The organism is Pseudoalteromonas sp. SCSIO 43201, assembly GCF_023716725.1.
Classification (GTDB): Bacteria; Pseudomonadota; Gammaproteobacteria; order Enterobacterales; family Alteromonadaceae; genus Pseudoalteromonas; species Pseudoalteromonas peptidolytica.
Genome location: NZ_CP072683.1, coordinates 3,482,964 through 3,509,217, shown reverse-complemented (window position 1 = coordinate 3,509,217; position 26,254 = coordinate 3,482,964). Strand labels below are relative to the sequence as shown.

At 42.5% G+C, this 26,254-nt stretch carries 22 protein-coding genes and 1 other RNA gene; 17 read left to right on the top strand and 6 right to left on the bottom strand.

The genetic code is table 11. From position 1 onward, the window contains the following. Position 1 precedes the first annotated feature (1 nt). The 15 genes from J8Z24_RS15255 (at position 2) to J8Z24_RS15185 (ending at position 12,926) form a co-directional block, all read left to right on the top strand. Positions 2-988: an ABC transporter ATP-binding protein gene (locus J8Z24_RS15255; protein WP_176033146.1), complete on the top strand. Its 987-nt coding sequence runs from the start codon at positions 2-4 to the stop codon at positions 986-988. Continuing rightward, positions 985-1,773: an ABC-2 family transporter protein gene (locus J8Z24_RS15250; RefSeq protein ID WP_125251147.1), complete on the top strand. Its 789-nt coding sequence runs from the start codon at positions 985-987 to the stop codon at positions 1,771-1,773. The genes J8Z24_RS15255 and J8Z24_RS15250 overlap by 4 nt, the downstream gene beginning before the upstream one ends. 1 nt (position 1,774) lies before the next feature. Then, positions 1,775-2,557 (top strand): ABC transporter permease, encoded by a 783-nt coding sequence (locus tag J8Z24_RS15245; RefSeq protein ID WP_147389084.1) that lies wholly within the window; start codon positions 1,775-1,777, stop codon positions 2,555-2,557. Between the two features lie 17 nt (positions 2,558-2,574). Then, a complete protein-coding gene (locus J8Z24_RS15240) occupies positions 2,575-3,279 on the top strand; it encodes an ABC transporter ATP-binding protein (protein WP_252094942.1) in 705 nt (234 codons plus the stop codon). Further along, positions 3,270-4,559: an ABC transporter permease gene (locus tag J8Z24_RS15235; protein WP_252094941.1), complete on the top strand. Its 1,290-nt coding sequence runs from the start codon at positions 3,270-3,272 to the stop codon at positions 4,557-4,559. The genes J8Z24_RS15240 and J8Z24_RS15235 overlap by 10 nt, the downstream gene beginning before the upstream one ends. Positions 4,560-4,562: 3 nt before the next feature. Then, positions 4,563-5,744: an ABC transporter permease gene (locus J8Z24_RS15230; protein WP_176033148.1), complete on the top strand. Its 1,182-nt coding sequence runs from the start codon at positions 4,563-4,565 to the stop codon at positions 5,742-5,744. 44 nt (positions 5,745-5,788) lie between these two features. Next, an RNA gene (gene rnpB, locus J8Z24_RS15225) (RNase P RNA component class A) lies at positions 5,789-6,159 on the top strand. Between the two features lie 227 nt (positions 6,160-6,386). Continuing rightward, positions 6,387-7,862 carry a serine hydrolase domain-containing protein gene (locus J8Z24_RS15220; protein ID WP_252094940.1) on the top strand — a complete coding sequence of 492 codons (1,476 nt, stop codon included), beginning with the start codon at positions 6,387-6,389 and terminating at the stop codon, positions 7,860-7,862. A gap of 200 nt (positions 7,863-8,062) precedes the next feature. After that, positions 8,063-9,082 carry a tRNA dihydrouridine(20/20a) synthase DusA gene (gene dusA, locus J8Z24_RS15215; protein ID WP_252094939.1) on the top strand — a complete coding sequence of 340 codons (1,020 nt, stop codon included), beginning with the start codon at positions 8,063-8,065 and terminating at the stop codon, positions 9,080-9,082. Positions 9,083-9,261: 179 nt separating this feature from the next. Beyond that, on the top strand, positions 9,262-9,918 hold the full coding sequence (locus J8Z24_RS15210; RefSeq protein ID WP_252094938.1) for a PspA/IM30 family protein: 657 nt from the start codon (positions 9,262-9,264) through the stop codon (positions 9,916-9,918). Positions 9,919-9,965: 47 nt separating this feature from the next. Further along, positions 9,966-10,175: a PspC domain-containing protein gene (locus tag J8Z24_RS15205; protein WP_125251139.1), complete on the top strand. Its 210-nt coding sequence runs from the start codon at positions 9,966-9,968 to the stop codon at positions 10,173-10,175. Between the two features lie 23 nt (positions 10,176-10,198). Further along, the gene (locus tag J8Z24_RS15200; protein WP_125251138.1) at positions 10,199-10,540 is read left to right on the top strand and encodes a hypothetical protein; all 342 of its coding nucleotides are present in this window, start codon (positions 10,199-10,201) and stop codon (positions 10,538-10,540) included. A 92-nt stretch (positions 10,541-10,632) separates the two neighbouring features. Next, positions 10,633-11,157 (top strand): copper chaperone PCu(A)C, encoded by a 525-nt coding sequence (locus J8Z24_RS15195; protein ID WP_252094937.1) that lies wholly within the window; start codon positions 10,633-10,635, stop codon positions 11,155-11,157. Between the two features lie 16 nt (positions 11,158-11,173). After that, positions 11,174-12,160, top strand: coding sequence for a DUF2333 family protein (locus tag J8Z24_RS15190; RefSeq protein WP_125251136.1), 987 nt, complete (start codon positions 11,174-11,176; stop codon positions 12,158-12,160). A 4-nt stretch (positions 12,161-12,164) separates the two neighbouring features. Continuing rightward, positions 12,165-12,926 carry a TIGR04219 family outer membrane beta-barrel protein gene (locus tag J8Z24_RS15185; RefSeq protein WP_128731580.1) on the top strand — a complete coding sequence of 254 codons (762 nt, stop codon included), beginning with the start codon at positions 12,165-12,167 and terminating at the stop codon, positions 12,924-12,926. Positions 12,927-13,195: 269 nt separating this feature from the next. Here the strand turns inward: J8Z24_RS15185 and J8Z24_RS15180 are convergent, their stop codons facing one another. Together J8Z24_RS15180 and J8Z24_RS15175 are read right to left on the bottom strand one after the other, a co-directional pair. Continuing rightward, positions 13,196-14,074, bottom strand: a complete 879-nt coding sequence (locus tag J8Z24_RS15180; RefSeq protein ID WP_125251134.1) for a TIGR03899 family protein — start codon at positions 14,072-14,074, stop codon at positions 13,196-13,198. Position 14,075: 1 nt separating this feature from the next. Beyond that, positions 14,076-14,558 (bottom strand): hypothetical protein, encoded by a 483-nt coding sequence (locus J8Z24_RS15175; RefSeq protein WP_125251133.1) that lies wholly within the window; start codon positions 14,556-14,558, stop codon positions 14,076-14,078. A 220-nt stretch (positions 14,559-14,778) separates the two neighbouring features. On the opposite strand from J8Z24_RS15175, the gene J8Z24_RS15170 reads away from it, so the two are divergent. Together J8Z24_RS15170 and J8Z24_RS15165 are read left to right on the top strand one after the other, a co-directional pair. After that, a complete protein-coding gene (locus tag J8Z24_RS15170) occupies positions 14,779-16,968 on the top strand; it encodes a bifunctional diguanylate cyclase/phosphodiesterase (RefSeq protein WP_128731579.1) in 2,190 nt (729 codons plus the stop codon). 123 nt (positions 16,969-17,091) lie between these two features. Further along, complete coding sequence (locus J8Z24_RS15165; RefSeq protein ID WP_176033153.1) at positions 17,092-17,343, top strand: hypothetical protein; 252 nt, start codon at positions 17,092-17,094, stop codon at positions 17,341-17,343. Positions 17,344-18,028: 685 nt separating this feature from the next. On the opposite strand, the gene J8Z24_RS15160 is transcribed toward J8Z24_RS15165, so the two are convergent. The 4 genes from J8Z24_RS15160 to coaBC all read right to left on the bottom strand — a co-directional run bounded on the left by J8Z24_RS15160 (position 18,029) and on the right by coaBC (position 26,033). Next, a complete protein-coding gene (locus J8Z24_RS15160; protein ID WP_128731577.1) occupies positions 18,029-20,941 on the bottom strand; it encodes a TonB-dependent receptor plug domain-containing protein in 2,913 nt (970 codons plus the stop codon). Between the two features lie 285 nt (positions 20,942-21,226). Then, positions 21,227-23,995: a S9 family peptidase gene (locus tag J8Z24_RS15155; protein WP_252094936.1), complete on the bottom strand. Its 2,769-nt coding sequence runs from the start codon at positions 23,993-23,995 to the stop codon at positions 21,227-21,229. 98 nt (positions 23,996-24,093) lie between these two features. Continuing rightward, the gene (slmA, locus tag J8Z24_RS15150) at positions 24,094-24,681 is read right to left on the bottom strand and encodes a nucleoid occlusion factor SlmA (RefSeq protein WP_125251128.1); all 588 of its coding nucleotides are present in this window, start codon (positions 24,679-24,681) and stop codon (positions 24,094-24,096) included. Between the two features lie 155 nt (positions 24,682-24,836). Continuing rightward, positions 24,837-26,033: a bifunctional phosphopantothenoylcysteine decarboxylase/phosphopantothenate--cysteine ligase CoaBC gene (gene coaBC / locus J8Z24_RS15145; protein ID WP_176033167.1), complete on the bottom strand. Its 1,197-nt coding sequence runs from the start codon at positions 26,031-26,033 to the stop codon at positions 24,837-24,839. Between the last annotated feature and the right edge of the window lie 221 nt (positions 26,034-26,254).

The following is a 26,254-nucleotide window of genomic DNA, read 5'->3' as shown; positions in this document are numbered from 1 at the left end:
TATGGAAGTGATAAAAGCAAATGCCGTGTGTAAGACGTTTTCAAGACCTTTGGCGTCGACCCAAACTGGGGTGATTGCGGCGATAAAACAATTTGTTGCACCACCAAAAGAGAATATCAATGTTATTGATAACGTCTCCTTATCCGTTCAGCAAGGTGAGTTTGTGGGGCTGTTGGGGGCGAATGGTTCAGGCAAGTCAACATTGTTGAAATTACTCACAGGGATTTTGCAGCCTGATGCTGGTTCGCTTACGGTACTTGGGCATCACCCATCTAAAGAGCGCAAAGCGTACACCAAGAAAATTGGTGCCGTGTTTGGGCAAAAGAGCTTACTGTGGTGGAATGTGGCTATCATTGAGTCGTTTCGGCTTTATGCTTCTATCTACAAACTCAGCCGCCAAGATAGTGAACGTCGCATTGAGCAACTCAGCGAGTTACTTGGACTCAGAGATTTGTTGTCGTCGCCACCGAAAAAACTTTCTTTGGGTCAGCGCATGAAAGCTGAAGTTGTCGCTTCGTTGCTACATCAGCCACAGCTTATTTTTCTGGATGAGCCAACCATTGCCATGGATCCGGTTTCGCGGCTTAATTTGATGAACTTCTTGTTGCAGCTTAATCGAGATGAAGGCACGAGTATCGTGCTGACATCTCATAATATGGCAGATGTTCATCACTATTGTCAGCGCAGTGTGATAATGGAGCAAGGCGCAGTGCTATTTGATGGTAAAACCTCGGATATCTTGTCATTGGAGCACGTTAAGGTATTAGAAATTAAAACCTGCTCAGCGCTTGATAGCCAGTTGTTGTCTGAGTTCGAATACGAATTGATAGAAGATAATCACTATCGTATAAAGACCTCAACTGAACTTGCGAAAGAAGCGCTGTCACGGCTGGCTTTTCACCCTAACGTGAAAGACGTCAACCTCTCTCCACCGAGCTTAGATCATGCCATTCATCACTTTATGACTGCAGCGAGAAATACGTTATGAATAGCATGGTTTTTATTCGCTTCTTGCAGTTGTCACTCAAAGATTTATCGGTATTTCGTAGTGATTTTATTATTAGCATCATACACATCCTTATCTATCAGGGGATCTTTATTTTATTTTGGGATGCGTTACTACGACAACTGGACTCACCACTGGGTGAGTGGGACAAAGGGAGCTTGGCACTACTTATTTTGGTTGGCTTAATATTTTCTTCAATCAGAATGCTATTTTTCGGATTCACTACCATGAGTAGCAAGGTGATCAACGGTGAACTTGATAAATACCTTTGTCGTCCAGTTTCCCCTTTGTTAGCGTTACTAGCCGAAGATACCAAGATTTGGGCTGCGGGCCATTCATTATTAACTTGTAGCATTTTGTTCTTCTTTATGGACCAAGTGTATGACTACCAGTTTACTACGCTATCTTTTGTGTACTTTTCAATCTCTATTTTGGTGGGCAGTTTAACGCTGGTACTGATGGAGGGTTGTATTGCACTGAGCGCATTTTGGTTTGGTAATGTGGACAGGTTATTTTATTTAATCAATAGTTTTGGCGATTTTCAGCGCTATCCCATCACTTTATTTCCTAAATTATTACAGCACTTTCTTATTTATGTTTTGCCCATTGGTTTAGTGTCATCTATACCGGTCATGTTTCTTGTTGGAATGTATGACGAGCCAGCCTCGATGCTGATTATTCAGGGAGTTATTTTACTCTTCTGGCTATGTGGCTTTGTCTGGCTTTGGCGCTGCGCTTTGCGCCGTTACGACTCGTTAGGGGGGTAAGATGAGCGTATTACAATTACTCCGGTTAGAGTTAAAAGAAGCAACCCACTTTCGAACAAACTTGTACGCTTGGGTGTTATCGCATCCATTGCAGTTGTTGATTATTTACATGCTATGGCAAGGGATATTTCACTTTACTGACTCAGTTGCGGGTTACAGCTTGCAACATATCGTCATGTATTATTTTTTAGTGCATTTTATTAATTCATTTTTATCATCAGCATATACTGTGAACTATCAAGTATGGAGTGATATCAATGAAGGAGGACTGGATAAATTCCTTTGTCGGCCTTTCAATTATTTAACGCTAATCTCAATAAAAAACCTGTCCAGACCTGGGATTGATGCGCTGTTCGCCTTGCCTGTACTGGTCATTGCAGTGTGGCTCGCCCCTCAGCAAAGTAGCGTCTTTAGTTGGGTGATGTTCACGTTTTCAGTATGGTTGTCCTTATTACTATTAATTGAAATTCAAAAGGTGATTGGTCTACTGTCATTGTGGCTGGAAAAGGTATTTGGGCTAAGAGATATTTTATTTAGCTTTATGATGCTGCTCTCAGGTCAGTTATTACCTTTGAGTATTTTGCCTCAATGGCTAGGAGAAATAGCCCTTTATTCTCCATTTGCTGCACTTTTTCACGCACCAATTTCACAAGTTTTACCAAGCCAAAGTGTCACAGGGCTCAGTGCAATTGAGTTACAACTACTATGGCTCTTGGTATTTATTTTATTCAGTAAACTGCTATGGACGGTAGGAAGACCTAAATATCAGTCTTTGGGTGGTTAATAATAAGAGGAAGTAAGATGTCAAAAGCCATTATCAAAGCCAGTGAACTCGGAAAGTATTATCAAGTCGGTAATATTAAGACGCAGGTTTTTAACTCGCTGTCATTTGCAGTTGAGGAAGGAGAGTTTGTTTCTATCGTTGGGCCATCTGGTGCAGGAAAAACAACGTTACTAAACACAATCGGGTTGTTGGAGAAGTTTCAGTCTGGGCGCTTACAAGTAGCGGGAGCAGACGTTGCAACAATGAAAGACCAACAGCTTTCGCAGCTGAGAAATCAATATATTGGGTTTATTTTTCAAAATTTTAATTTATTACCTGAGATGACGGTGCTAGATAACGTGATGTTGCCGCTAGAAATAGCGGGTGTCTCCTCTGCCATAGCAAAAGAAAAAGCGGTATATCAGCTGGAAAGGATGGGACTAAAAGGGCGAATTGATCATAAGCATTTCTTGCTCTCTGGAGGTCAGCAACAACGGGTTGCGATTGCGCGTGCATTGATTTCAGAGCCTAAAGTTATCCTCGCCGATGAACCAACAGGGAATTTGAATTCGCAAATGGCAATGGAAATTATGAAACTGTTGAAAGAAATTAATGCAGAAGGCACCACCATTTTGATGGTGACGCATGATGAGCATTTATCACAGTTGGCAACGAGGCAAATTATGTTGTCGGACGGTAATATCATAGAGTCTCAGCAGCAGGAGTTAGCTTCATGCGGTTAGGCTCGTTAGTTAATAATCTTAAGTCACAGAGTTTGATTAGTGCATTAGTTATATTACTTATCGCCACCGGTCTTGGGGCATTTGGCACTACCTATTCTGTGTATCACGTCATGTCTAGCAATCCAATGTCATATGCTGAGCACACCACAAGATATGTGTTGTTAGATGATTGGAGTCCAGACAAAGAGTTTGACTTTTCTCCGCCGCTTCTGAGCTATCAAGATGCAAAGCAGCTCGCAGCACTGAACGAAATGGGTAAAAGTGCTTTAACTTACGACTCAAAGCTGGTGTCACAAGTACCTGATTCGCCTTATATCTATGAATTCACAGCCAGAGCTACCACCCCCGACTTTTTTTCCATATTTGCGATACCATTTCGATATGGAAATGCTTGGTCTATGCAAGATGAGCATGATGAAACTGAGGTGGTAGTTTTGTCTCAACAAGCAAACGCGCAATTATTTAACGGTATAAATAGCGTTGGTAAAACGCTAATGCTAGATAATCGTCCCTATACGGTTGTCGGTGTGCTGTTTGAATTTAGCATGACACCTAAGATATACGATTTACATGTAGCACCATACTCAGATATTGAGGGCGTGTTCATTCCATTTTCTACCGCAGTTAAAAACAGTGTCTTGCCACACGGGCGCTTATTAGGGTGGCGCAATGAGCCGCTGAGTGGTTTTCAGGACGTGTTTAATACCACCATGATCTGGCTACAGCTGTGGGTTAGTTTTGACAGTGGCGCACAAATGCAAGCCTATGAGCAGCGTGTGGCTGGGTATGCAAACGCGCTACACCAATCTGGCCGAATGTTACGCGGTCAAGATAAATTTAGACTACTGACCCCATCTCAATGGTTGCGTGAAAACGAAGTAGTTAATAGTGATAGTCAATTTCTACTCTTTTTGGCGATTGTATTTTTATTAATTTGCTTGCTCTGTGTTGCAGGGTTGCTCTTTGCAAGTTATGCCTCAAGACAACATGCCTTGAACGTATACCGAGCCATAGGCGCATCAAAGCAATATCTCATAAAACTGTTGTTAGCGGAGTTAAGTGTTTTAACAGCACTTGGATGTTTGCTAGGCGTGATATTTATAGCAATAGGGCTGTCTTACATGGAGCTTCTGTATGGCAGCAGTTATGCACAGGTCGCCAATATGAATGTAGTGCCGGTGATGTTGGCAGTGGCAACATGCTTTATTGGTGTATTCTTGGCCTGTGCATTGCCAATAGGTAAGTACTGTAATGCTGATGGGCTAACGGTGCAGAGGTAAGAAATGATAATAAAAACAACACTTCAATTTTTAGCGTATCGAAAACTCCCTTATTTGTTGATGGCCGTTATTATTGCCTTAGCCTTATTGGTGATGGTGAATGCCGCAGCGGTACTGAATAAAGCACAAGGAGAGATAAAGCATACGCCTTATTTTGGTGAAACAACATTCTCGGTATGGCTCAAGTACCTTGAACAGGATGTTGACTATGATATGCAAGCGAAAAAGGATGAAGCAATACTACTAGCGATGGCTGAAGTGGAGACTGTCAGTTTTGCGACCCCCGTGCCATTTGGAGGCGGCGGCCCTGAGCTGAAGTTACAGCAACCCAATAGCAATGATGAATTAACCAGTAGTGTGTTTTATGCCGATGAGCAGTTTGTCCCAACCCTAGCGGTGGACATCATTGCAGGTAGAAACTTTACTTCGAATGATGTGGTCAGTAGTGATGAAGATGCCAGTGTGGCCTTAATCAACAAGGCGCTCGCACTCAAGTTATTTGGTGAATATTCTGTTGTTGGCAAAGTTATCACCGCAGGTGATAGTAGCTATACCATAGTAGGAGTGATTGATCCGCTGGTGGGCGCAAACTTTAAATCTACACGAGGCCAATTTGTGGTCGTGCTACCTCAAGTGAAGCTGGGCAAGTGGACATCGATGTTAGTGAAATTTGCGCCAGATACAGACACTGCGATAGCACAAAGTATGCTGGAGAATGCGCTGCAACAGCAAGCGCTAAAGCGAGTAATAGCAAAAAGCGGCGTATTACCAAGCTATCGCGCTGCTGGATTGAGAAAAGATTTTGCATTGAGCGCTATGCTATCTGCTGTGATGGGGGCATTTATGTTGGTGGTTTTTGCAACTGTCTGGGGGGTCGTAAAGTTTAACTTTGTGGCGAGACAAAAAACCATGGGAATATTACGTGCGCTTGGGATCAGTCATCGTAAACAAAGCATTGCCGTTGCCGGAGAGTTTACTCTTGTTTGCATGCTTGGGGTACTTTTGGGAGGATTGTTATCGTTATTGCTGAGTCCTTGGTTGCAAAGTCAATTTTCGATAGAACCACTTCAAGTCGAGTATATACTTGGATTCGGAGCCGGTCTGCAAATACTGGTGTTAGTAATCGTTCAACTGCACCTAATGAAATGCCAAAAGCAAACTATTGCAGAAACAATTTATCAATAATGGGCTATATCTATTTGGCACAATACTGCGTATAATCCACCGCCTGAGTCAGCCGGATAATCGCTGCCTGTGACGAAAATGATCAGGGGGAGGAAAGTCCGGGCTCCAATGGGCAGGGTGCCAGCTAACGGCTGGGGGGCGTGAGCCTACGACAAGTGCAGCAGAGAGAAGACCGCCTAAGTCCTTCGGGACCGGTAAGGGTGAAAGGGTGCGGTAAGAGCGCACCGGGCCACTGGTAACAGTTGGTTGCAAGGTAAACTCCACCCGGAGCAAGACCAAATAGGGTTCCTTATGGTGTGGCCCGCATCGGAACCGGGTAGGTTGCTTGAGCCTAGGAGCGATCCTAGGCCTAGACGAATGATTATCGATCTCCCTCGGGAGAGAACAGAACCCGGCTTATAGGCTGACTCACACCTCAAGCGTAAACATCCCAACATGAGATGTTTACGCTTGAGACTTCCACTTTACTACTTCTTGTTAAATACACCACTTGTTTGTCCATCTCACCACTTTTTATTAATTCTTTTACAACAAATAGCTCTAGATTTAATTTAACCTTTTGATTATAAATGAATTTTAATGTTGGTATAGTACTTGGAAAGATAGCACTATCTCTCAAACGAAATGAGCAATGGAACGAACATGTATAAGAACAACAAAGTATTATTATCAACTGTACTATGGCTTGGCACGCTGTTATGGTCAGCATTATTTTCATCTTTGGTCAAAGCTGAGTCGGTCGATAAGCTGATCAAAACCCTCATGAAAGAAAGACACATCCCGGGCTTACAGTTGGCCGTTATTAAGGACGAAAAAGTTGTTAAGCAAGGAAGTTATGGTTTTGCAGATTTACAGCATCAAGTACCAGTGACGGAGCAGACATTATTTCCGATTAACTCGATGACAAAGGCGTTTACCGGTGTTGCAATTGTGCAGCTCGCTGAGCAAGGCTATTTAAATATTGATGATGAAATTGGTAAGCACTTACCGGAGTTACCAGAGGCTTGGCAGCCACTCAAAATTAATCAGTTAATGGGTCATACAACTGGGTTACCGCCTATCCTCGAATTAAGTGCTGGCTTAGAAACCATTGTACCAAACGATGCAGAGGCCTCATGGCAAGCTATACAAAAGCAGCCTTTTCAATTTACACCTAATTCGCGTTTTAGTTATAACCAAACTGGCTATGTGATTTTGGGTAAAATCATTGATAAATATGTACCAGAAGGGTTTCCTGCTTTTATTACCAAGATGCAGTTAGCACGCGCTAATATGCCGCAAACGGCGCAAGCTGGATTTGATTATCTTGAACGCATGGTGCCTCATCAAGCTCGTCAATATATTCATTTGGGCGAGGGGAATTATAAAAACTTTTACGGTGAATTCCCTTACATACTAAGAACCGCAGCAGGAATGAGCTCAACAGCAACAGAATTGGCTAATTATCTTGTATCGTTACAACAAGGTAAGCTAGTTAAAGAGCTGGATATGCTATGGACACCAGTTAAGCTGAATAATGGTCGTACTGAAGCCTTTAACAACAAAGAAAACGGCTATGCAATGGGCTGGCAGGTAACGCAGCGTAAATATCACCCAGCTATCAGTGCTAGCGGTGGCGACGCGGTGACAGTGATCACCTATCCTGAAGACAAGGTGTCAGTAATCGTGCTTACTAATCTACTGGGTGGGTTACCCATTAGTTTTGTCGATGATATTGCCGCGTATTATATTCCAGAATTTAATGAGCCAAGTAAGCAAAAGGCCTATCAGCCGATGGCATACTTATCGCAGCTCACAGATGAGCGAGGCTTTAGCAACTTTGCCGCGACGTTTGCAACAGCGCAACAAGATACTGGCGTAATGTATGATTTAGAGATTTTGGTGGAGTGGGGCAACAATCTTGTTGAAAATGGCCAAGTTAATAATGGCATTGAAATCTTTAAATTTGTGCTGACGCAAAATAACGAGCAGCCTTATTACCACAGCAGTATCGCACAAGCGTATGAGTTAAATAAGCAATATGCGCAAGCATTTGCGCACTACCAGCAACTACTTACCATCAGCCCAAATAGCCAGTTTGCAAAAAATAAAATGGCGGAAGTAGAGCGTTATCTATAAGTCATCAAAAGGCCACAAGCCTGGCAGGTTAAGAGCCGCAAGTTCAAGAGCATGCGGCTTTTTTGTATTTGTTATTGGCAATTATACTTAAGAACTATCAGAAGCTGCGGTATAATACGCAATCATCTCTTTGAGCTATGTACTGCTATAGATAATTAGTACTGCTCGTTGATAGCAAATCTGATTGAGAAAGCCATACCATGAGCCAACAACCAACTCCACCCTTAGCACCACAAACACCGAACCACTGCGTTGACGCCTTTCGCCGCTTTAGCGTTGCACCCATGCTGGATTGGACGGATCGACATTGCAGAACCTTTCACCGTAAACTGACAAAACATGCGGTACTTTATACTGAGATGATCACCACAGGTGCGATTATTTTTGGTAAAGGGGATTATTTGGCATTTGGTGCGCATGAATTGCCGGTAGCGCTACAGTTGGGTGGCTCTGATCCTAAAGCATTAGCAGAATGCGCTAAACGCGCAGAAGAATATGGCTACAGTGAAGTAAACCTGAATGTAGGTTGCCCGTCAGATCGTGTGCAAAATGGTCGCTTTGGGGCGTGTTTAATGGCTGAACCTCAGCTCGTTGCCGACTGTGTGGCCGCAATGAAGGCGCAAGTGAGTATTCCGGTTACAGTAAAGACACGCATCGGTATTGATGAACAAGACTCTTATGAGTTTCTCACGGCGTTGATTGAAGCTTCAAAGGCCGTTGGCTGTGATGATTTTATTATCCATGCTCGAAAAGCGTGGTTGCAAGGGTTAAGCCCGAAAGAAAATCGCGAGATCCCACCGCTTGATTACCCCCGTGTTTATCAATTAAAGAAAGACTACCCTGATCTGCACATAAGTATTAATGGTGGTGTTAAAATCCTTGAGGAGTGTCAGCACCATTTGGCTCATCTTGACGGTGTAATGGTTGGCCGCGAAGCCTACAGTAACCCGTTTATGTTGTCGCAAGTTGATGAGCTACTGTATGGCGAAGCTGCGTTTACGCAAACTCGCCATCAGGTGGTAAGAAGCATGTATGACTACTTTGAAAGTGAGATGTCGAATGGCGCAAACTTTTGGCATATCGCGCGTCATATGTTGGGTATTTTTCAAAACCAACCTGGTGCGCGAGGCTTTCGCCGTCACTTATCAGAAAATGGCCACAAAAAAGAGGCTGGTATTGAGGTGATGGAAAAGGCATTGTCTTTTGTGCCTGAAGTGTAAAATATATTGCTCCCACCTTCAGTGTGAAAAAGACGATTTTATCGTCTTTTTCACTATTTAATGCTTTTCAATTAATCTGGCTACCTTCTAAAAAATATATAACCTCATGATTTAATTTTGTTTTTATTTTTGGCACGGCTCTTGGAATAGTTTAACTATATTATAAAAGGAGCCGAACAATGACCATCATCAACAGAATTGAAGATCTTATCAAAGCAGAATTTAACGCGTTACTAGACAAAGCTGAAGATCCACAAAAACTGACATCTCAGTTGATTCGTGACTTAGAAGAAGCGCTAGCTGACTGTCGTGCAACCGCTGCGGAGTTTATTTGTCAGCAAAAAATTGCACAGCGCCAAATCGAGCAAGCAAATAACGCTTCTGCAACGTGGCAAAGCAAAGCTGAACATGCACTTGAAAAAGGTCGTGAAGATCTCGCTCGCTCTGCCCTTGAGCAAAAGCAGCGAGAAATAGAAAAAGCGCAAGAAGCACAGCAAAAGGTTGATGACCTAGCCCCTGCACTAGAAAAACTCAGTGCAGATGCTGATAAGTTGCAAAGCAAAATTCAACAGTTGAAAGCAAAAGAGAAAGGAATGCTACGCCGTCTGGAGGCAGGGCAAGCAAGGCTAAATATTAAGCAAACACTAAGTAGTGATGAAATGCGCTCAGCGACACGCAAATTTGATGAGTTGGAGCGTAAAGTGGCGCGGATAGAGGCTGAAGTTGAGTCTTACGATTTGGGGCAGCCTGATGTGTGGCAACGCTTTGAAGATGAGCAAAAGCAACAGCAAATTGACGATGAGCTGGCACAATTGAAGCAAAAAATAGCGAGCTAAGCTCGCTTTAAATGACGGCTGAACAACTAAAGCAAAAGGGGATTAAGATGAAAAATAGATATCAATCAACACTGTCTCAAATGAATAGTTCAAAGAAAATCGGCGGCGTTTGTGCGCAATTAGCACAACGCTTTGATATGCCAATTTGGCTAACGCGTTTACTTACAGTACTACTGTTTTTTAAGTTCCCAATGTTTGTAATGTTGGCTTACGGTGTGGCGTGGTTTGCGATGCCAAAAGCCAAATACGATAACTAAGACAAGGTGGCGAGGTAGGCACTATGAAAGTTGTTGCCGGTATATTTTTTGCGTTGGTATGTTTATTGGCGCTTTCGTGGGTGTCGCTACCACTAATGTGGCTGGACATCAGCGACTTGCAATTGGAAATGGGTGTTGACCTAGGTTGGGTCGGTTTTGAGATATTGGCGTTGCTTTTGGCAATCGTGGCCTTGGTGGTAATAGTGGCACTCCTTAGTGCGGGTATTTTAGGTCTACTCCTTATCGTGTTCATTGGGCTAGTAATGACACTGCTATTTAATTCGCTGATTGTCCTATTTCCACTCATCTGTATTATTGCGATAGTGTGGCTAGTGGTTGATAAGTCTGCTCAGGCGCAAGCTTGAGCCTTTGACTTATATTGATGTAGGAGATAAAAACACGCTAAATTGGGATCTGTGATATAGTTATTTGCAGTATAATTCCAAGGAAAGCCAATATGAAATCAAGTGTAATCAAAACCTTATTTTTTGCTTTATCAACTTTTATCGGCTTTAACGCTTTTTCTCATCAAAACGATGAGCAAGCTCACTATCATCATAGTTCTGAGCAGCTTATGGTACACAGCGCGACGGTACGTGCGTTTTTACCGGCAGCGCCCTCAACAGCGGGTTATCTTGTTATCGACAACCCAACCCAACACGACAAAATACTAGTGAAGGCATCGCTTGAGGGGGTGAAACGCGTTGAAATTCATGAACATATTCACAAAGAAGACATGATGACTATGCAGCGTGTTGATGAGTTGACGATCCCAGCAGGAAAGTCAGTGGTATTTCAACCTGGCGGGTATCACTTAATGGTTTTTGAGCCACTTAAGACACTAAAAGTCGGTGATAAGCACAAGCTTACGCTATATTTTGCTGATGGTGATCGAGTCTACACGATGGCAGATATCGTGGCACTTGCAGATATGTTTGGTGGTAAAGCAAAGTCAGACACACCACATCACACTCATCATTAACTCTGTGGGGTATTAAATGGGAAATCATACGGGAAAAATCATCTCTGGTATTATCGCTGTCATACTGCTTGGGTATGTTATTGCTGTTTACTGGAGTGTCGAGCCGGATCAGTTTGACGTTGTCGCAGCTGCAAAGGCAGATGCGCAGAAAAATGGTAATACATTAGTTACTGGATATGTGACAACACATACCTTGATAAAAGTGACGGATACCTTGCTGAATAAGCCTGGAGGCTATTTATCTAATGATATGATGCCACCAAGTGTAATAATGGATAATATGCCTGCTTGGGAGTATGGCGCGCTTGAAATGACACGAGATCTTACGCTTTCGATGCGCAAAGACTTCAGTCGTTCACAATCTCAATCGACAGAACACCCAAGTTTAAAATTAGCTCAACCACAGTTTAATATCAGCTCAACGGCGTGGATGTGGCCAAGTGCTGAAGGTGAATACCAAAAAGGCAATGATTTGTTGCGCCAGTATTTGACGCAAATTTCTGATAACAGTAATCGTGATAGTCAATTTTATGCGCGCGCTGACAACCTGAGAGCTTGGCTAAAAGAAGCTGAAAAACGTATGGGTAGTTTAAGCCAAAGACTCAGCGCCAGTGTTGGTCAAGATAGGCTGAACACAGATTTAGCTGGCGACTCGGCTGCTGATCAGGCAACATCGGCTCCTAGTCATAATGTGGTGAAAACCTCTTGGTGGAAAATTGACGATGTATTTTACGAAGCAAGAGGCGCTACCTGGGCGTTGCTGCATTACCTAAAAGCAGTTGAACATGATTTTAGGCCGGTACTCGAAAAGAAAAATGCGTTGGTGAGCCTCCAACAGATCATTAGAGAATTAGAAGCAACACAGGAAACAGTGTGGAGCCCTATGGTTTTAAACGGTAGTGGGTTTGGCTTAGTGGCGAACCATTCGTTGGTTATGGCAAATTATATTTCGCGAGCCAATGCGGCTCTTATCGAACTTAGTGAACTTTTAGCGCAAGGATAACATCATGAAAAAACACTTTTTAGCAGCGGCATTATCTCTCGCTTGCCTAGCGCCGGCTGCGCATGCAGATACGGTACTTGGACTTTATGTCGGTGCAGAAGGGTGGGATACCGAAACCGAAGGAAGCTTTGCTGAAAAAGGCAATATGCAAACCTTTAATTTTGACGACGAGACGTTTACTAGCTTTTATGCGGCATTGGAGCACCCAGTACCTTTAGTGCCAAATATCAAGTTGCGCTACACCGAACTCGAATTAGCTGGTCAAACGACGCTGACCGAGTCTTTTGACTTTGGCGGCCAAGTGTACACGGTGGGTACCAATGCAACGACGAGTGCTGATCTAAACCATATTGATTATACGCTGTACTACGAAGTACTAGACAGCGACTTGTTGACGTTTGACTTTGGTTTGAACTTCAAACAATTTGACGGCTCAATTATGGTTACAGGTACTGCGAATGGCCAAACTAGAACGGAAGAAGTTGAGTTTTCGGGCTTTGTACCTTTAGGTTACTTACGTGGTGAAGTTGGATTACCATTAACTGGGCTGAGCATTTTTGCTGAGGGCAGTATGTTGGCGATTGACGATAGTAAAATTCAAGATTATCAAGTAGGTCTTGCTTACGAGTTCATCGATAATATGGCTGTTGATGTTGCCGTTAAAGTAGGTTATCGCTCAATGGTACTTGAGTTAGATGATATTGATGATATTTATACTGATTTAGATGTATCGGGACCTTTTGCTGGGATCCAGTTACATTTCTAACTTAAAAACAGCTATAAAATGATAAATAACCTGAGCTTTAGAGCATTAATGCCTTTCTAGCTGCCAGTTTTAGCGCTAACTGCGTTGAATTCACTCCCAATTGCCAACTATTGGGAGTGAACTCGCCTTGCCTACAGAATGTAGGTACTTTAGCGAGAGCAGGACACGGGAGCGGATTTTTCCCTAAAGCTCTGGCTAGACAAGGGGAAAACTAAGTTGTGTTTTAGCAACAATGAGTTGGAACATTCTTTATCCAAACCTCTGGTTAGTTATCTACTTTCCCACTCTAGTAAAAACTCATTCTCTAGTGCTTTTTCTAGTAGTTGCTTATAGTTTTTGTTGATTGGATTTTGTAGTAGCTTTTTCAGCTCATCTCCTGTCTGCGTTAGTTTGTAGTAACTTAATACGAGGTCATTAGACTTGGCTGTCAGTGTGAGCTTTTTACGCTGATAAACCAGCTGCATAGATTGCCCTTTTTGCAAAGAAGCAGACTCTATCTCTTGTCGATACAGGATATTGATATCCATGAGTGTCAGTACGTTCGGAAAGCTTAACCCCGCTTGGCTAAGGTTTACAGATTCAGTACTGCCTTTTCTCAACAAATCAAAAATAGATGGCTTTTTATAGTAACCGTGAAGTATCAAATAGCTATCTTCTTTTTCCAAGTAACCGCAAAGCGGTGCACACTTTTGCAGTGCCGTTGCTTCGCGTTGTGTCATCATTTTCAATGTTTGCAAACTTTTAATTGAAAATGTACCAGGGTTGATACTTTCGCCGACTAAAATCTTTGCCCATAACTTTTGCATTGAGTGATTGGCAATGTCTTCAGCCATCGTATTAAAGTGCGCTAGCCAATCTGGATCTGGTCGACCTCTTGAAGTTACCTCAGGGCAGATTGTGAGTGACATGCCCATAATAGTTTCTAAATTTTGCTGCTGTTGGATTTTTATCAATTGCTGACGCTTTAGCGCGCGCTTCAGCGTGCTGTGCGGGGTGCTGACGGTATATTGATTATCTTTGTTCTTATCAGACTGGTAATGGTCATTCTGTGTCACGAGAGGAGTGATCCTTTTGACCATTGGGTAGCCAAGCTGCTCTTCAATAGAAAGTGCCAGTGCTGACTTTACCTGTGCATTTTTGACTGCCATATCATGCTCTTAATTTATAATGTGTGTTCATATGGTTAACGGCAGAGTCTGTGATTTGCTGCAAATATTGCTGCATAAATAGGGCAATAAAGCTTCCTAAAAATGGAGTATTCACTCTGCCTTCGATGGAGACCATTAATTGTGTATCGGCTTGTGCAGTCAATAAGTTAAGGGTTATGTTGGCAAAGTGTTCATCATCAATATATAAAGATAACCCAAGATGTTGAGCCGTACTTTTGGTCACGGTTAACTCAGCTTCGCCCCATGGATGGACTAAAACCGCTGAACTACCTACGTGTTGCTTCTTTGGGAGTATTCGAAAATAAACACTCTGTGTTGATTGCCAATTAAATAGTGTTGGCCAGTGAGTTAACACAAGGGGAGTTAGCGCAGTGTTCGTTACTTCAGCTCTGCTTTGCTTCACTACTTTATAGTCGTGCGGCATCGCTAATCCTGAAATGATAATCAGCAGTGCTAGAAGCATCAGCGTTCTCATGGGAGTCGATAGTCGTTTGATACAAAATCCTCTTTAGTAAAAAGTATGCTAAATCATCTATTTTGTTCTATGCTCGACTATAATATTTCACGTTTTTTAATCAAACTGAACTGTAATAGTAAAAATGTACCATATTTTATTTGATGATAAACACTGCGTTGGATCAGTGCCTATAATGAAAGAGTAGTACGGATTTAAAGGGTAAAGCATGGCACCTGAGCAAGATGATTATTTGTTTGCAGAGCACGATGAAGTTACTCAAGAAGAAGAAATAACAAGTGCTTTTTGGGATGTATTAGTTGTTGATGATGACCCAGAAATTCATTCTGTTACTAAACTTGCTCTGTCAAACCTAGAATTTTGGGGTAAAAGACTCAGGTTTTTACATGCCTATTCAGGCGCTGAGGCAATCGAAATACTAAAACAGCAAAATGACATTAGCATTATGCTGCTCGATGTTGTTATGGAAACTGATGACGCTGGTCTTAATGTGGTGCGTAGGGTTCGTGAAGAAATTAAAAATATGGCAGTGCGAATTATCATGCGTACTGGTCAGCCAGGTTATGCGCCTGAAGAAAAAGTCATTAGAGAGTTTGATATTAATGACTATAAAATGAAGACGGAGCTTACACGTAGCAAGCTTGTTACCTCCCTACTTACCGCAATTCGATCTTATCAACAGATCTGTGAACTTGAAGCCCAAAGCCATGCGCTTGAGCACATATTAACTGCTTCTCGAGCCATACTTGGTCACACCGATATGAGTTCCTTTGCCGCCGCAGTGGTCGCACAATTGGCTAATATACTAAGGGCGCCTGGTGAAGGGGTGGTGATAGGTTCCCCTGAGGATGAGGTGCACCTGCGGGTGTTTGGTGGTAGTGAGGAATATCGAGCATTTTTTGGTCATGGTATTGAGCAGCTCGATAATGGCCGCGTTATCATGCAGGTGCAAAACTGTATTGATACAGAAACACATCAATCTACCGAGCACGATGTTACATTTTTACTGGAGAGTAAAAACAAAAAAGCTGCGATATTCTTAGAGCTGGAGGCTGAGCCATCCGCGGCACAACTGAAGTTTGCGGAAATATTTTTAACTAATGTTGGTGTCGGCTTGGACAATATTAAATTATTTCACGAATTACGTGAGGTAGCGTACAAGGACAATCTCACTAAACTTCCAAACCGCACTAATTTCATTGAGAAGATTGAGGGCTACTTTAACCAACAGCAGTCGCTTGTATTTATCCTCATCGATATTGCCCAATTTTCAGACATTAATAATGGTTTGGGACAGGAGGTTGGTAACTTGTTACTGCAAGGGGTTGCAGAGCGTATTGCTATGGAATTTCCTGAAGCCCAGCTGATATCAAGGATAGGTGCTGATGTCTTTGGTTTGTTATTAGCAGAGGCACAATTTGACGAAGCATCATTTATAGACAACTTATGCGTACCATATCAAGTTGGTGAACATGTATTGACAATGCACTTTCATATCGGCGTATGCCGCCAAGAAGACTTTCAGGCGCAAGGTATAGAAACCCTAAAGCTGGCATATATTGCCTTGAACCAAGCTAAACAATCTAGTATTCCACTTGATTGGTATACGCCTGACCTTGAAGAAAAAATGGCGTGGAAGCTCGGCTTGATCAGGCAGCTTCGCCAAGACTTTGAGATGAATAAGCTAGAAGTGTGGTATCAACCACAATTTTCTATTGCAGATCGAAAAGTGATTGGCTGTGAAGCGTTACTACGGTGGCCTTCTGGTAATGGTAACTACATTTCACCAGGGATTTTTGTGCCTTTGGCAGAGAATGCAGGCTTAATCGTCGAGATAGGTCAGTGGGTGCTAGAGCAAGCTTGTCAACTTCAAGCGACTTTACAGCAGCAAGGGTATGGTAATTTAAGTGTTGCGGTGAACGTATCAGTACCCCAATTTAAAGTTCCTCATTATGCACAGCAAGTTAAAGATACCATCCGTGCTTTCAATGTCGATCCCAAGCATATTGAGCTAGAAGTCACAGAAAGTGTCGTTATGGACGAAGTTAACGCGGTGATTAATACACTACAAGAGTTGCAGGAGTTTGGTGTTGAAGTCGCCATTGATGACTTTGGTACAGGCTTTTCTTCTTTAAGTTATTTACAAAGACTGCCGCTTGCCAGATTAAAAATAGACCGCGCTTTTGTGAAGGATATACCGCATGATGACAGCGGTGCGATTGCTGATCTTGTGATCTCACTGAGCCAAATGTTAGGGCTGAAGACGATTGCAGAGGGAGTTGAAACTGAGGATCAAATGGCGGTGCTACAAAAGCTTGGATGTGATGAAGTACAAGGGTTCTTGCTTGCGAAACCGATGCCAGAAAAGAAATTACTGGAGTTCTTAAAGTCAAATTAGTCAATTATGTTGTTAAAATCGGTGCAATTGCTTTTCTTTGTAATGTTGATTAGACTAAAGTTTGAACACTTCGTTCTGAAGTGTACTTAGGTACTTTATATAATTAATAATAAAGGATTTGCTATGAAAATCGCAGGAATTTGTGTGGTTCTATTGGGACTTCTGTCGGGTTGTAGCTCGACAACCGAGTCGGCAAAAAATAATAATGAGGGCAAGATAGCTAAGAATCAAGAAGATCTATACTGTAAGCAAGATATCATCACTGGTAGTAAATTTACAAAGCGAAGATGCCGTACAAAAGATCAGCTTGAATCTGAACAACGTGCTGCAAAAGACATGCTTAACCGACAGCAAAATACTGTTGGCAAACAATAATTTTTGTTTTTTAGGTGAGCAATTGTTCTAGTTGAGTGAGCCGTTGCTCACTGTACAGAAAGCTTCTCTGATAGGGGAACTATTTCCCTGTCTCTCCAATTTTAATTACGCGTTTGCTTTACTTAGTTTGGGTAGGCAAATTTATGCAAGAGATATTGCTCCAGGAGTCGTCATCACTTTACTCCAACTTACTTCCTTTATTTAATTGTGCTTACCATACCTGAACGTTAATGATACTGGGTATTGCTGTGTGTTCAGTATCTTGTGTTTTAACAGCTGTTACTCCTTACTACAGCGTTAAATTCGTTTGCAACAGAGCAGCTATTGACATACAAGTTTTCCTTTTATTTAGAAATAACATTTGGATAGATCGACATTACACTTTTGAACATGGATATTTTAGTTGACTAACTAACTTTTATTTCGGGTTCCGGTTAGTTAATATGAAGGATTAAACCCGATGCTAGCTACGATAAAAATTATCTTAGAACAACCCAAAACTTTGGCGATAGTAGCAGGCAGAAGCGTAGCTAGCAGAAAAGGGCAAGATGAAAGGTGGAGATTTAACAAATATTTGTTCACAAGGGAGTATAATTAAAAAGTGATGAGAGTGATCTTAAAGTCAAAAGCCCCCACAAGTTATTAACTTGTGGGGGGAGTTATGCTAAATCTTTCGAATTCTAGACTATAGTCTAAATGTGAAACCTGCGAAGATATAGCGGCCCAAAGAATCATAGAAACCAGGGTAAATGTTACCATTTGCTGGACCTGAAGGACCATTTGGTACTAGTGGAGCAGTATTATCAAAGACATTATTCACACCACCTCGGAATTGCAGGTTGTCAGATGCATTCCAAGTCACTGCAATATCAAGGTAGTCACGTGCAGTCAATGGTACTGGTCCATCGATTACTTGACCCTCGTCATTTCGTGCAAACTCCTTCACTTCACTTACATAACGATAGGTTGCTGTTATGTTTGCGTCCCAAGGAGTGACCCAAGTTGTTGAGAAGTTTGTTTTAAAGTCAGGAACAGGGTACTCACATACCGCTCTATCCCAGCGACCAGCACAGTCGTCAATATCACCACCCGGTAAGTTTTGTGTTGCAAATTTATCTAGCCATGTACCGATTAGCTTAAAGCGTAAAAGACCCATGTCATCAGGTAGGCTATAACGATAAGAAGCATCGAAATCAATACCGCTTGTTTCTACACTACCAATGTTGGTATCAATCGCTGTGATCGAGTCCTGGCTTAACCATAAAGAGCCAGTCGGACCACGGTTGATAAGTGCACAGAACTGATCGTTACCATTAATCGCACACTGGTTGAAGATTGTTGCTTCAGGGATTTCTTGAATTGCATTTTCAACAGTAATGTCGAAGTAGTCAATAGCAATGTCTAAGCCTTCAATAGCGTCAGGGGATAGTAGAATACCGAATGAAACAGTGTCTGACTTTTCTGGTTCTAGATCTGGGTTACCACCAGTGATACTGTTGTATTGACCTGCAGGGCTGATAAGTGCGTTTGAACCATATTTAGATGGGTCAAGACCTGTTCTTGCACATTGCTCAACCGTTAAAGTTGGGTTGTCACCACCACATGGATCTTCCCAGTTAAACAAACCTAAGCCAGCAGATCTGAATAGGTCACGCACGTTGCCTGCACGTACAGCACGCTGAAAGCTTGTTCTCAAACCAAGTTGATCATTAACACGAATATCAAACGCACCTTTATAGGTATTAGTCGTTTTGTCCGTTGAATAATCAGAGTAGCGATAAGCTAACTCTAGTGTAATATAATCAGCGAATTCAGAGTCTTCAACTAATGGCACGTTGAGCTCCGTAAAGAATTCATTGACGTCAAACTCACCACTTACGCCAAGAACAGGACCACCTTGACCCGCACCATCACCTGATTCGAAGCCTTGATCTGGATTAAAATCTAGCGATTCTTTTCTGTGCTCAAGACCAAATACTACGCCCACACCAGTAGAAGTACCTGGTACTACAACACCATAATCTGTAAGATCACCGGTAACATAGCCGCTAATTTGTTTTGTTCTGGTGTCACCGCGAGCAAATAAAGGTATCGTTAGGTAATCTATTTGCTCTTGCGTGATTTTCGATGGATCAAATATGTTCCATGGAATACAAGTTGGATCGCTACCATCTACAACTGACTTACATACCACATTACCATCGTCATCAGTTGTAGCTTGCAATGAACGAATGATTCGGGTAGTCGACATGTCGTTTTGGTAAGTTTGACTATATGACACGTTACCGAAATTCATATATGCATCATAAATCCAATTGTCATCGATTTCACCGCGAATACCTAGTACAAAACGAGTTGAGGTATGGCGAATATCGTCTTGACGAGGTCCACCTTCAACATTTCGTTTACCGATAAAGGCACCCTCAACAATACCATTTGTTGCGACACCATCAGGCCCACAAAGTGTGTTTCTTTGTGAAGCTGAAAGTAGCGGGTTATCACAGCTAATATCAACTTCATTCAGGAATGAACCTGAAGGAGCAATTTGTGCTACAGTGCGGTTATCCATGTAGTTAAATTCAGCATAAAAGGTATGGCTGTCATTAAAGTCATAATGACCTAGCAAGCCAAATGTTTTACGTTTGTCTGGACGTTGGAAGTAGTTAAGAGGGCCAAAGTTATAAACCGTGCCATCAGTAGGAACGAAGTCAGTGCCAGATACTTTGTAGTCGTAAGTGTCAAAATCGGTAATACGGCCTTCTGGAATTGTTCCTGACCCCCCGCAAATTCGAGTACCTGTGGCGTTTATGTTCATAGCACAAGCACTGTAATCACGATTGTCTTGCGTTACTTCTTCGATATCACGCCAAGTTGCATAACCTGTGATGTTTGCACGACCATCTGCAGAGTTAGCACCAAAAGTTAAAGAGATATCATGAGTATCACCGTCCCATTGACTACCATCAGGTACTGGGAAGCCTCTTTCATTCAGCGCTCGTTGCATGTCTTTGTGGTCGTTATCATGTTGATAAACACTACCTTGATATTCAACTTGGAAGCCTTCAAAGTCATCTCTCATGATAAAGTTTACAACACCAGCAACAGCATCAGAACCGTATGTTGCTGACGAACCACCAGTAAGAACATCAACACGTTCTACCAATGCTGCTGGGATCTGGTTAAGATCAGCACCGATACCTCCTGCGACAGGAGAGCCAGAAGGCAAACGACGTCCATTAACTAGTACCAATGTACGTTCTGTGCCTAAGTTACGTAGATTCACTGTGGCGGTACCTGTAGCTCCATTTGCTTGCCCTGAAGTTTGGTCAGCAAAGATTGCGGGCATATCGTTGAGTAGATCTTCTACCCTCGTAATACCTGCAACTTTAATGTCTTCGGCTGTAACACTTGTGACAGGGCTTGCACCAGTCATAGCTGCTCGCTTGATACGAGTACCAGTAACCTCTATGCGTTCTACACTATCAGTAGCGTCGACGTCTGCTTCTTCAGCGTGCGCAGTACCTGATATACCAGCAGTCAGCGTTGAACAAGCAAGCAAAGACAGCCTGATTGTTGCTGATAAGTTAGAAAGTTTCATCTTATTTCCTTATTTCCTTATTTCTTTATTTCTTTATTTATTTTTTAGCAGAGTAGGAAAATGTACCTGCAACATAGAACTTACATTGCATCTATGTAAAGTTCAATGATTCGTTTATAAAACCGTCAAATGTAATGATGATATGGGCTTTTGTATATGAAATCAGATGAAGGCAAGTTGAAATAAAGCATTTTTAAACAAAAACTGTATAAAGAGGTAGGTCGGTGTTGCCAAAAAAAAGGACACCGAAATGGTGTCCTTGATGGTTAATACCAGAAGTGCCGATTACTCTTCAGTGATAAATGCCTCACCTGAGGTTATCCACTTGGCTGGTGGCATCCCCTTTAGGTGGTAGTCAAAATATTCTTTCATACGAATTGAAAAATCGACTTGGTTAGGGAACTGTTTTAGGTGGTGCGGTTCACCTTCGTATTGTAAGAAAATAGCGTCTTTATCATGTCTTCTTAATGCTAAATAGTATTGAATACCTTCTTGCCAAGGTACTGCGCCATCTTTATCGCCAAACATGATGAGAATAGGCGTATTTACTTTATCTGCAAAAAACACCGGAGAGTTTTCGATATATAAATCGGGTGCTTCCGTCAGTGTTTTACCAATACGGCTTTGCCCTGATTCATACTGAAATTGTCTCGCAAGGCCTGACTTCAAGCGAATACCACTGTATGCAGAGGTCATGTTTGAAACCGGTGCACCAGAGACAGCCGCTTTAAACATATCCGTTTGGGTGATCATAAATGCACTTTGGTAGCCCGCCCAAGAGTGACCTTGCAAGCCAATTTTTTCAGGATCCGCAACACCCATATCTATCAGCGCTTGAGCTGCATTGATCATGGTTTGTGTAGATGACGGACCTGGATGACCCACCTCAAAACGAATATCCGGTAAGAATATCGCATAGCCATTTGAAGTGAACATCGGGAAGTTTGGCCTGTGATTTAGCTCCATTTTTGGGAAGTCATACATACGCTGACTCATATAACGATAGAAATAAATGACCACAGGCACTTTATCACCAGCTTTATAGTTGGCAGGTTTGATTAGTACACCTTGTAGTGCTTCGCCGTTATAGCCCTTGTATTGCACAAGCTCAGGCTTTTGACCCCAAGCAAAAGTTTGCTGTTGTGGATTCAAGTTAGTGAGCTTGGTAGGCTGAGCGAACTGGCCATTTGTGACCCAGTAATCAGGAAATTCATGATAGGACTGCCTAGTTACTAAGTAAGTGTCTGCGTCTTTGGATTTCTTGACTACACGATGTTTTGATTCACCTGCTAACACATGCTGCAACTGGCCGCCTTTTAGTGCAAGTGTGGCGATATGTGTTTGCTTATTTTCGAGGTTATGTGCCCGCAAAACCATGGTGTCATCAGCCTTAAAGCCAAGGCTATCTTTAGGTTTATATTCAATGCGGTATTGGGTTTTTGTTTTGTAACCATCAGTTAAGCGTGTCGCATTAAATGTGCTGGTATCAAATGCCCAAATGTCATATTTACTGTAAGCGTAAAGTACGGAGCCATCAAGCTGCCAACCAGCAAAACCATAGCCAGAGTTTGGTCCGGGGTAATCGTGCTTGTCATCAACAAATATCGCCTCTTTTACCGCTTGGCTAATGGCTGTGCGCTTTTGAGTGGAGAGTGCTGTTAACCACAGTTGCTCGCCGTCAAAATATGCAGCATGTTTACCCGTTGGTGAAAGGCTTGGACGATTGGCACTTTCTTTTACGATGAGCTGGGCATGTCCAGAATTGACGTTTACAGCGTAATAATCTTGATAAAAGCCTTTATACATGATTTGTTTTAGATAAGGCTCATCATTACTACCTAATACAAAGTTTGCATTGCTACGTAATGTAATGCTTGGCACCTGTTGGTTTTCAAGTTGGACTATGCGCTGGCCATTAATATGAAACACCGCTTGGTAGTGTTGATCGCGGCGACTTTCATTCCATGTTTTTATTTCTCTGGGCTTTATCTCAAGATCAGCGTTATGCCAAACTTTCAAACCTTTTTGCTCACGGATTGTGTCGTAATCATAAAGTGAGCGCTCATCTTCGTATTTAGCTGCTGGTACTTTTGCCTCCAAAACCGGGCGGTTTTCAAAAAAGAGACGAGTACTATCTTCTGACCATTCTAATTTTGCAGTCTTACCTGAAAACCAGCCGCTGGGGTTAGTGATGTCAGTCAGCTTATTGTCTACAGGAGACCATAGTTTTAGCTGGTAGTCGCGGCGGCGCTTATCATCGTTAACATAGTTACCTAAATAAAATGCAACTCGCTCGGCATTTGGCTGCCAAGCAATATCACCTAAGGTTACACCGGGCTCATCTATCAAGCTGGTAAGTTGAAGGTTTTGTAAATCAACAAATGCGACGCGGTTTTTTCCGCCATCTTCGCTATGTTGGCTGACAAGGATACCGCGGCTGTCTGGTGCTAAATCATAAGCTGCTATGTTGTCGTAACGAGTACTCTTGTTGGTTGTGAGGTTGGTGACAACTAAGGTAAGTGCTTGGTCTTTCTTATCTGCTGTGATTTTCAGATCGCTTGAGGCTTTTTCGTCTTTGGCTGCTGACTCTGCTTGCTTAGTACTCTTTTTATCTTCCCGATATACCAGCCATAACCCATCATCTGATAGTTGGTAATCCTTCACATCAGCAAAGGTGTGCTGCGCTTTAGTGTGTGTATTGACTAACACTAAGTTATTTTTTAGCGCTTTTTTTTCTTTTTTACTGGCAGTTTCTTTAGCGAGTAAAGTGGGAACCTGAGTAAAGCCAACCCATTGTGCATTTTTATTAATGACAGGGTTTGTGCCGCGTGGCACCGTAGCGATTAAGGTATGATTTTTTAATGCGTACACTTGCCCTTCGCTATCGCCACGGTAGGGCTTAGCGCTCAAGCCAAGGTAATTTCCTTGCTCGGACATGACGGTGCCATGAGGGTAACGAAAATCAAAAACGTCTTTAAATTCAAGACTGGGCTTTGCTGCAAAACTGCTAGCACTGATGAGTGCAGCGCTTAGCAAGGATAGTTTTAAAGTCATAAGATGAGCATTTTAGTTAATTATTTATTGTATTTTTATCACTTTTATCTGTGAAACTAAAATGCTCTGCGGTGTGAGGTGGCTATTAAGCGACTAAATCACAGCCAAATTTTCTCTAGTTCAACCCATTGTTTATCAAACTGTGCTGTTGGCTTTGCTTTAAAGTCACTGCGCACAAATTGGTTCATTTTGCCTTCAACAAATGCCAAAAAGAAGTTCGCAAGGACACTTTCCTCACTTGTAAACGCCTTGCCTTCACGAAGCTTGCGCTCTCTTAATACTTGTTTGAATTGTGTTTCTAACTTTTCAAATAAGCTTTGCACGCGCTCACGCAAACGCTCTTGTTCACCTTGCAAAGCGTCACCTGTTAGGATCCGCGTAATCCCTGGGTTCTTTTCGGCGAAAGTAAGTAGTAACGTCAGAATATTGTAAATGCGGCTACGCGTTTCTTTTTCATTTTCTAAAATTAAATTGATACGCGATAGTAAAGTATCTTCGATAAATTCAATTAAGCCTTCAAACATTCGCGCTTTACTCGGAAAGTGGCGATATAGTGCAGCTTCAGATACACCGACCTCGGTGGCCAGCTTAGCGGTGGTGATACGTTGCCCCGGACTGGTTTCCAGCATCTGTGCGAGAGATTGAAGTATTTGCTCTTTGCGATTACTGCGTTTTGTCGCTGGCATGAAATTTCCCTTATTTTTCTAATTGTTATGTTTTTTGTCGGGTTTATTAAGCACAGAGAGTAATGCACAGCCATGTAAACCCCGACTCGTTTACACGCTATCGAGGTATCATGTTAATGTTTTATTCAGTTTCTTTCCAGTTTTTTACATGAAGGTTATTTTATCTTTTCAGCAATGGCTTGCATGACAGTGAGTGCTAACTCTTTTTTGCTAGATTGGGGAAGCTCTATTCGTTCTTTTTTCCAATAAAGGGTCAGCGCATTGTTATCAGAATTGAAGCCAACATTACTATTCGATACATCATTGGCACAAATCATATCTAACCCCTTATTGATTAATTTGCCTTGTGCATATTGTGCAACATTTTGTGTTTCCGCAGCAAAGCCGACGGTATAAGGGCGCGATGTGGATAAGGCTGCAACGCTGGCAATAATGTCTGGGTTTTTGGTGAGGGTAAGCGTGATTTCATCACCTTGCTTTTTGATTTTCTGACTTGCAACGGATGCGGCGCGGTAGTCTGCCACCGCGGCACAGCCGATAAAAATGTCAGATTGTGGAGCATACTCTAGTGCAGATTGGTGCATTTGCGCTGCACTTTCAACGTTAATGCGTTTACAACCGCCAGGAGTGGGTAGTGAAACTGGCCCTGCTATTAGGTTGACTTTGGCACCCAGTGCATGTGCAGCCTCGGCAAGGCTAAAGCCCATTTTTCCAGAGCTATGATTGGTGATGAAGCGTACAGGATCTAGTGCTTCACGTGTTGGACCTGCAGTTATCGTTACTGTTTTTCCTGCTAAAACTTGTGGTAAAGGAGTAAGTGCATTAAGGCAAAGCTGGACTAATTCGTGTGGTTCAAGCATACGACCAGCACCAACATCTCCACACGCTTGCTCGCCTTTCCCAGGCCCCCACACGTGTACATTGCGTGATGCGAGCGTGCTTAGGTTTGCTTGCGTGGAGAGGTGAGCATACATTTGTTGATTCATAGCAGGTGCAACAGCAACTGGTGCAGGGGTGGCTAGTAACAAGGTCGTCAGTAAGTCATCCGCTATTCCGCCAGCCATTTTCGCTATCATGTTAGCAGTTGCTGGTGCGACTAAAACAAGATCTGCCCACTTGGCAAATTCAATGTGACCCATCGATGCTTCAGCTTGTGGATCAAGCAAAGAGTCAGACACTATTTCTCCAGATACCGCTTGCATGGTCAATGGAGTAATAAAATGTTTTGCTGATTCAGTCATCACTACTTTGACATCCACGTGCTGCTCTTTTAAGCGTCGCACAAGTTCTGCGCATTTATAAGCAGCGATACCGCCACTGATCCCAAGTAAGAGACGTTTATTTCTTTGCATGTGAGTTTTATACATTGATGGGGTTCATAACGTTAAGATAACACAGTCTGTATTTGCTTTTGAATAATCGAGCACGGCAGCTAAGCTTAGTTTACACAAATTAGCTTTATACTTGTTCAATTGGAGGAGAAGTAATCGAATACAAACAAGTTCAAAGAGGCTGCAAGGGAGGTTGCAATTAATTAGCCGCAGTTTAGGTTAATTGAGTAAATTGCTCGGAA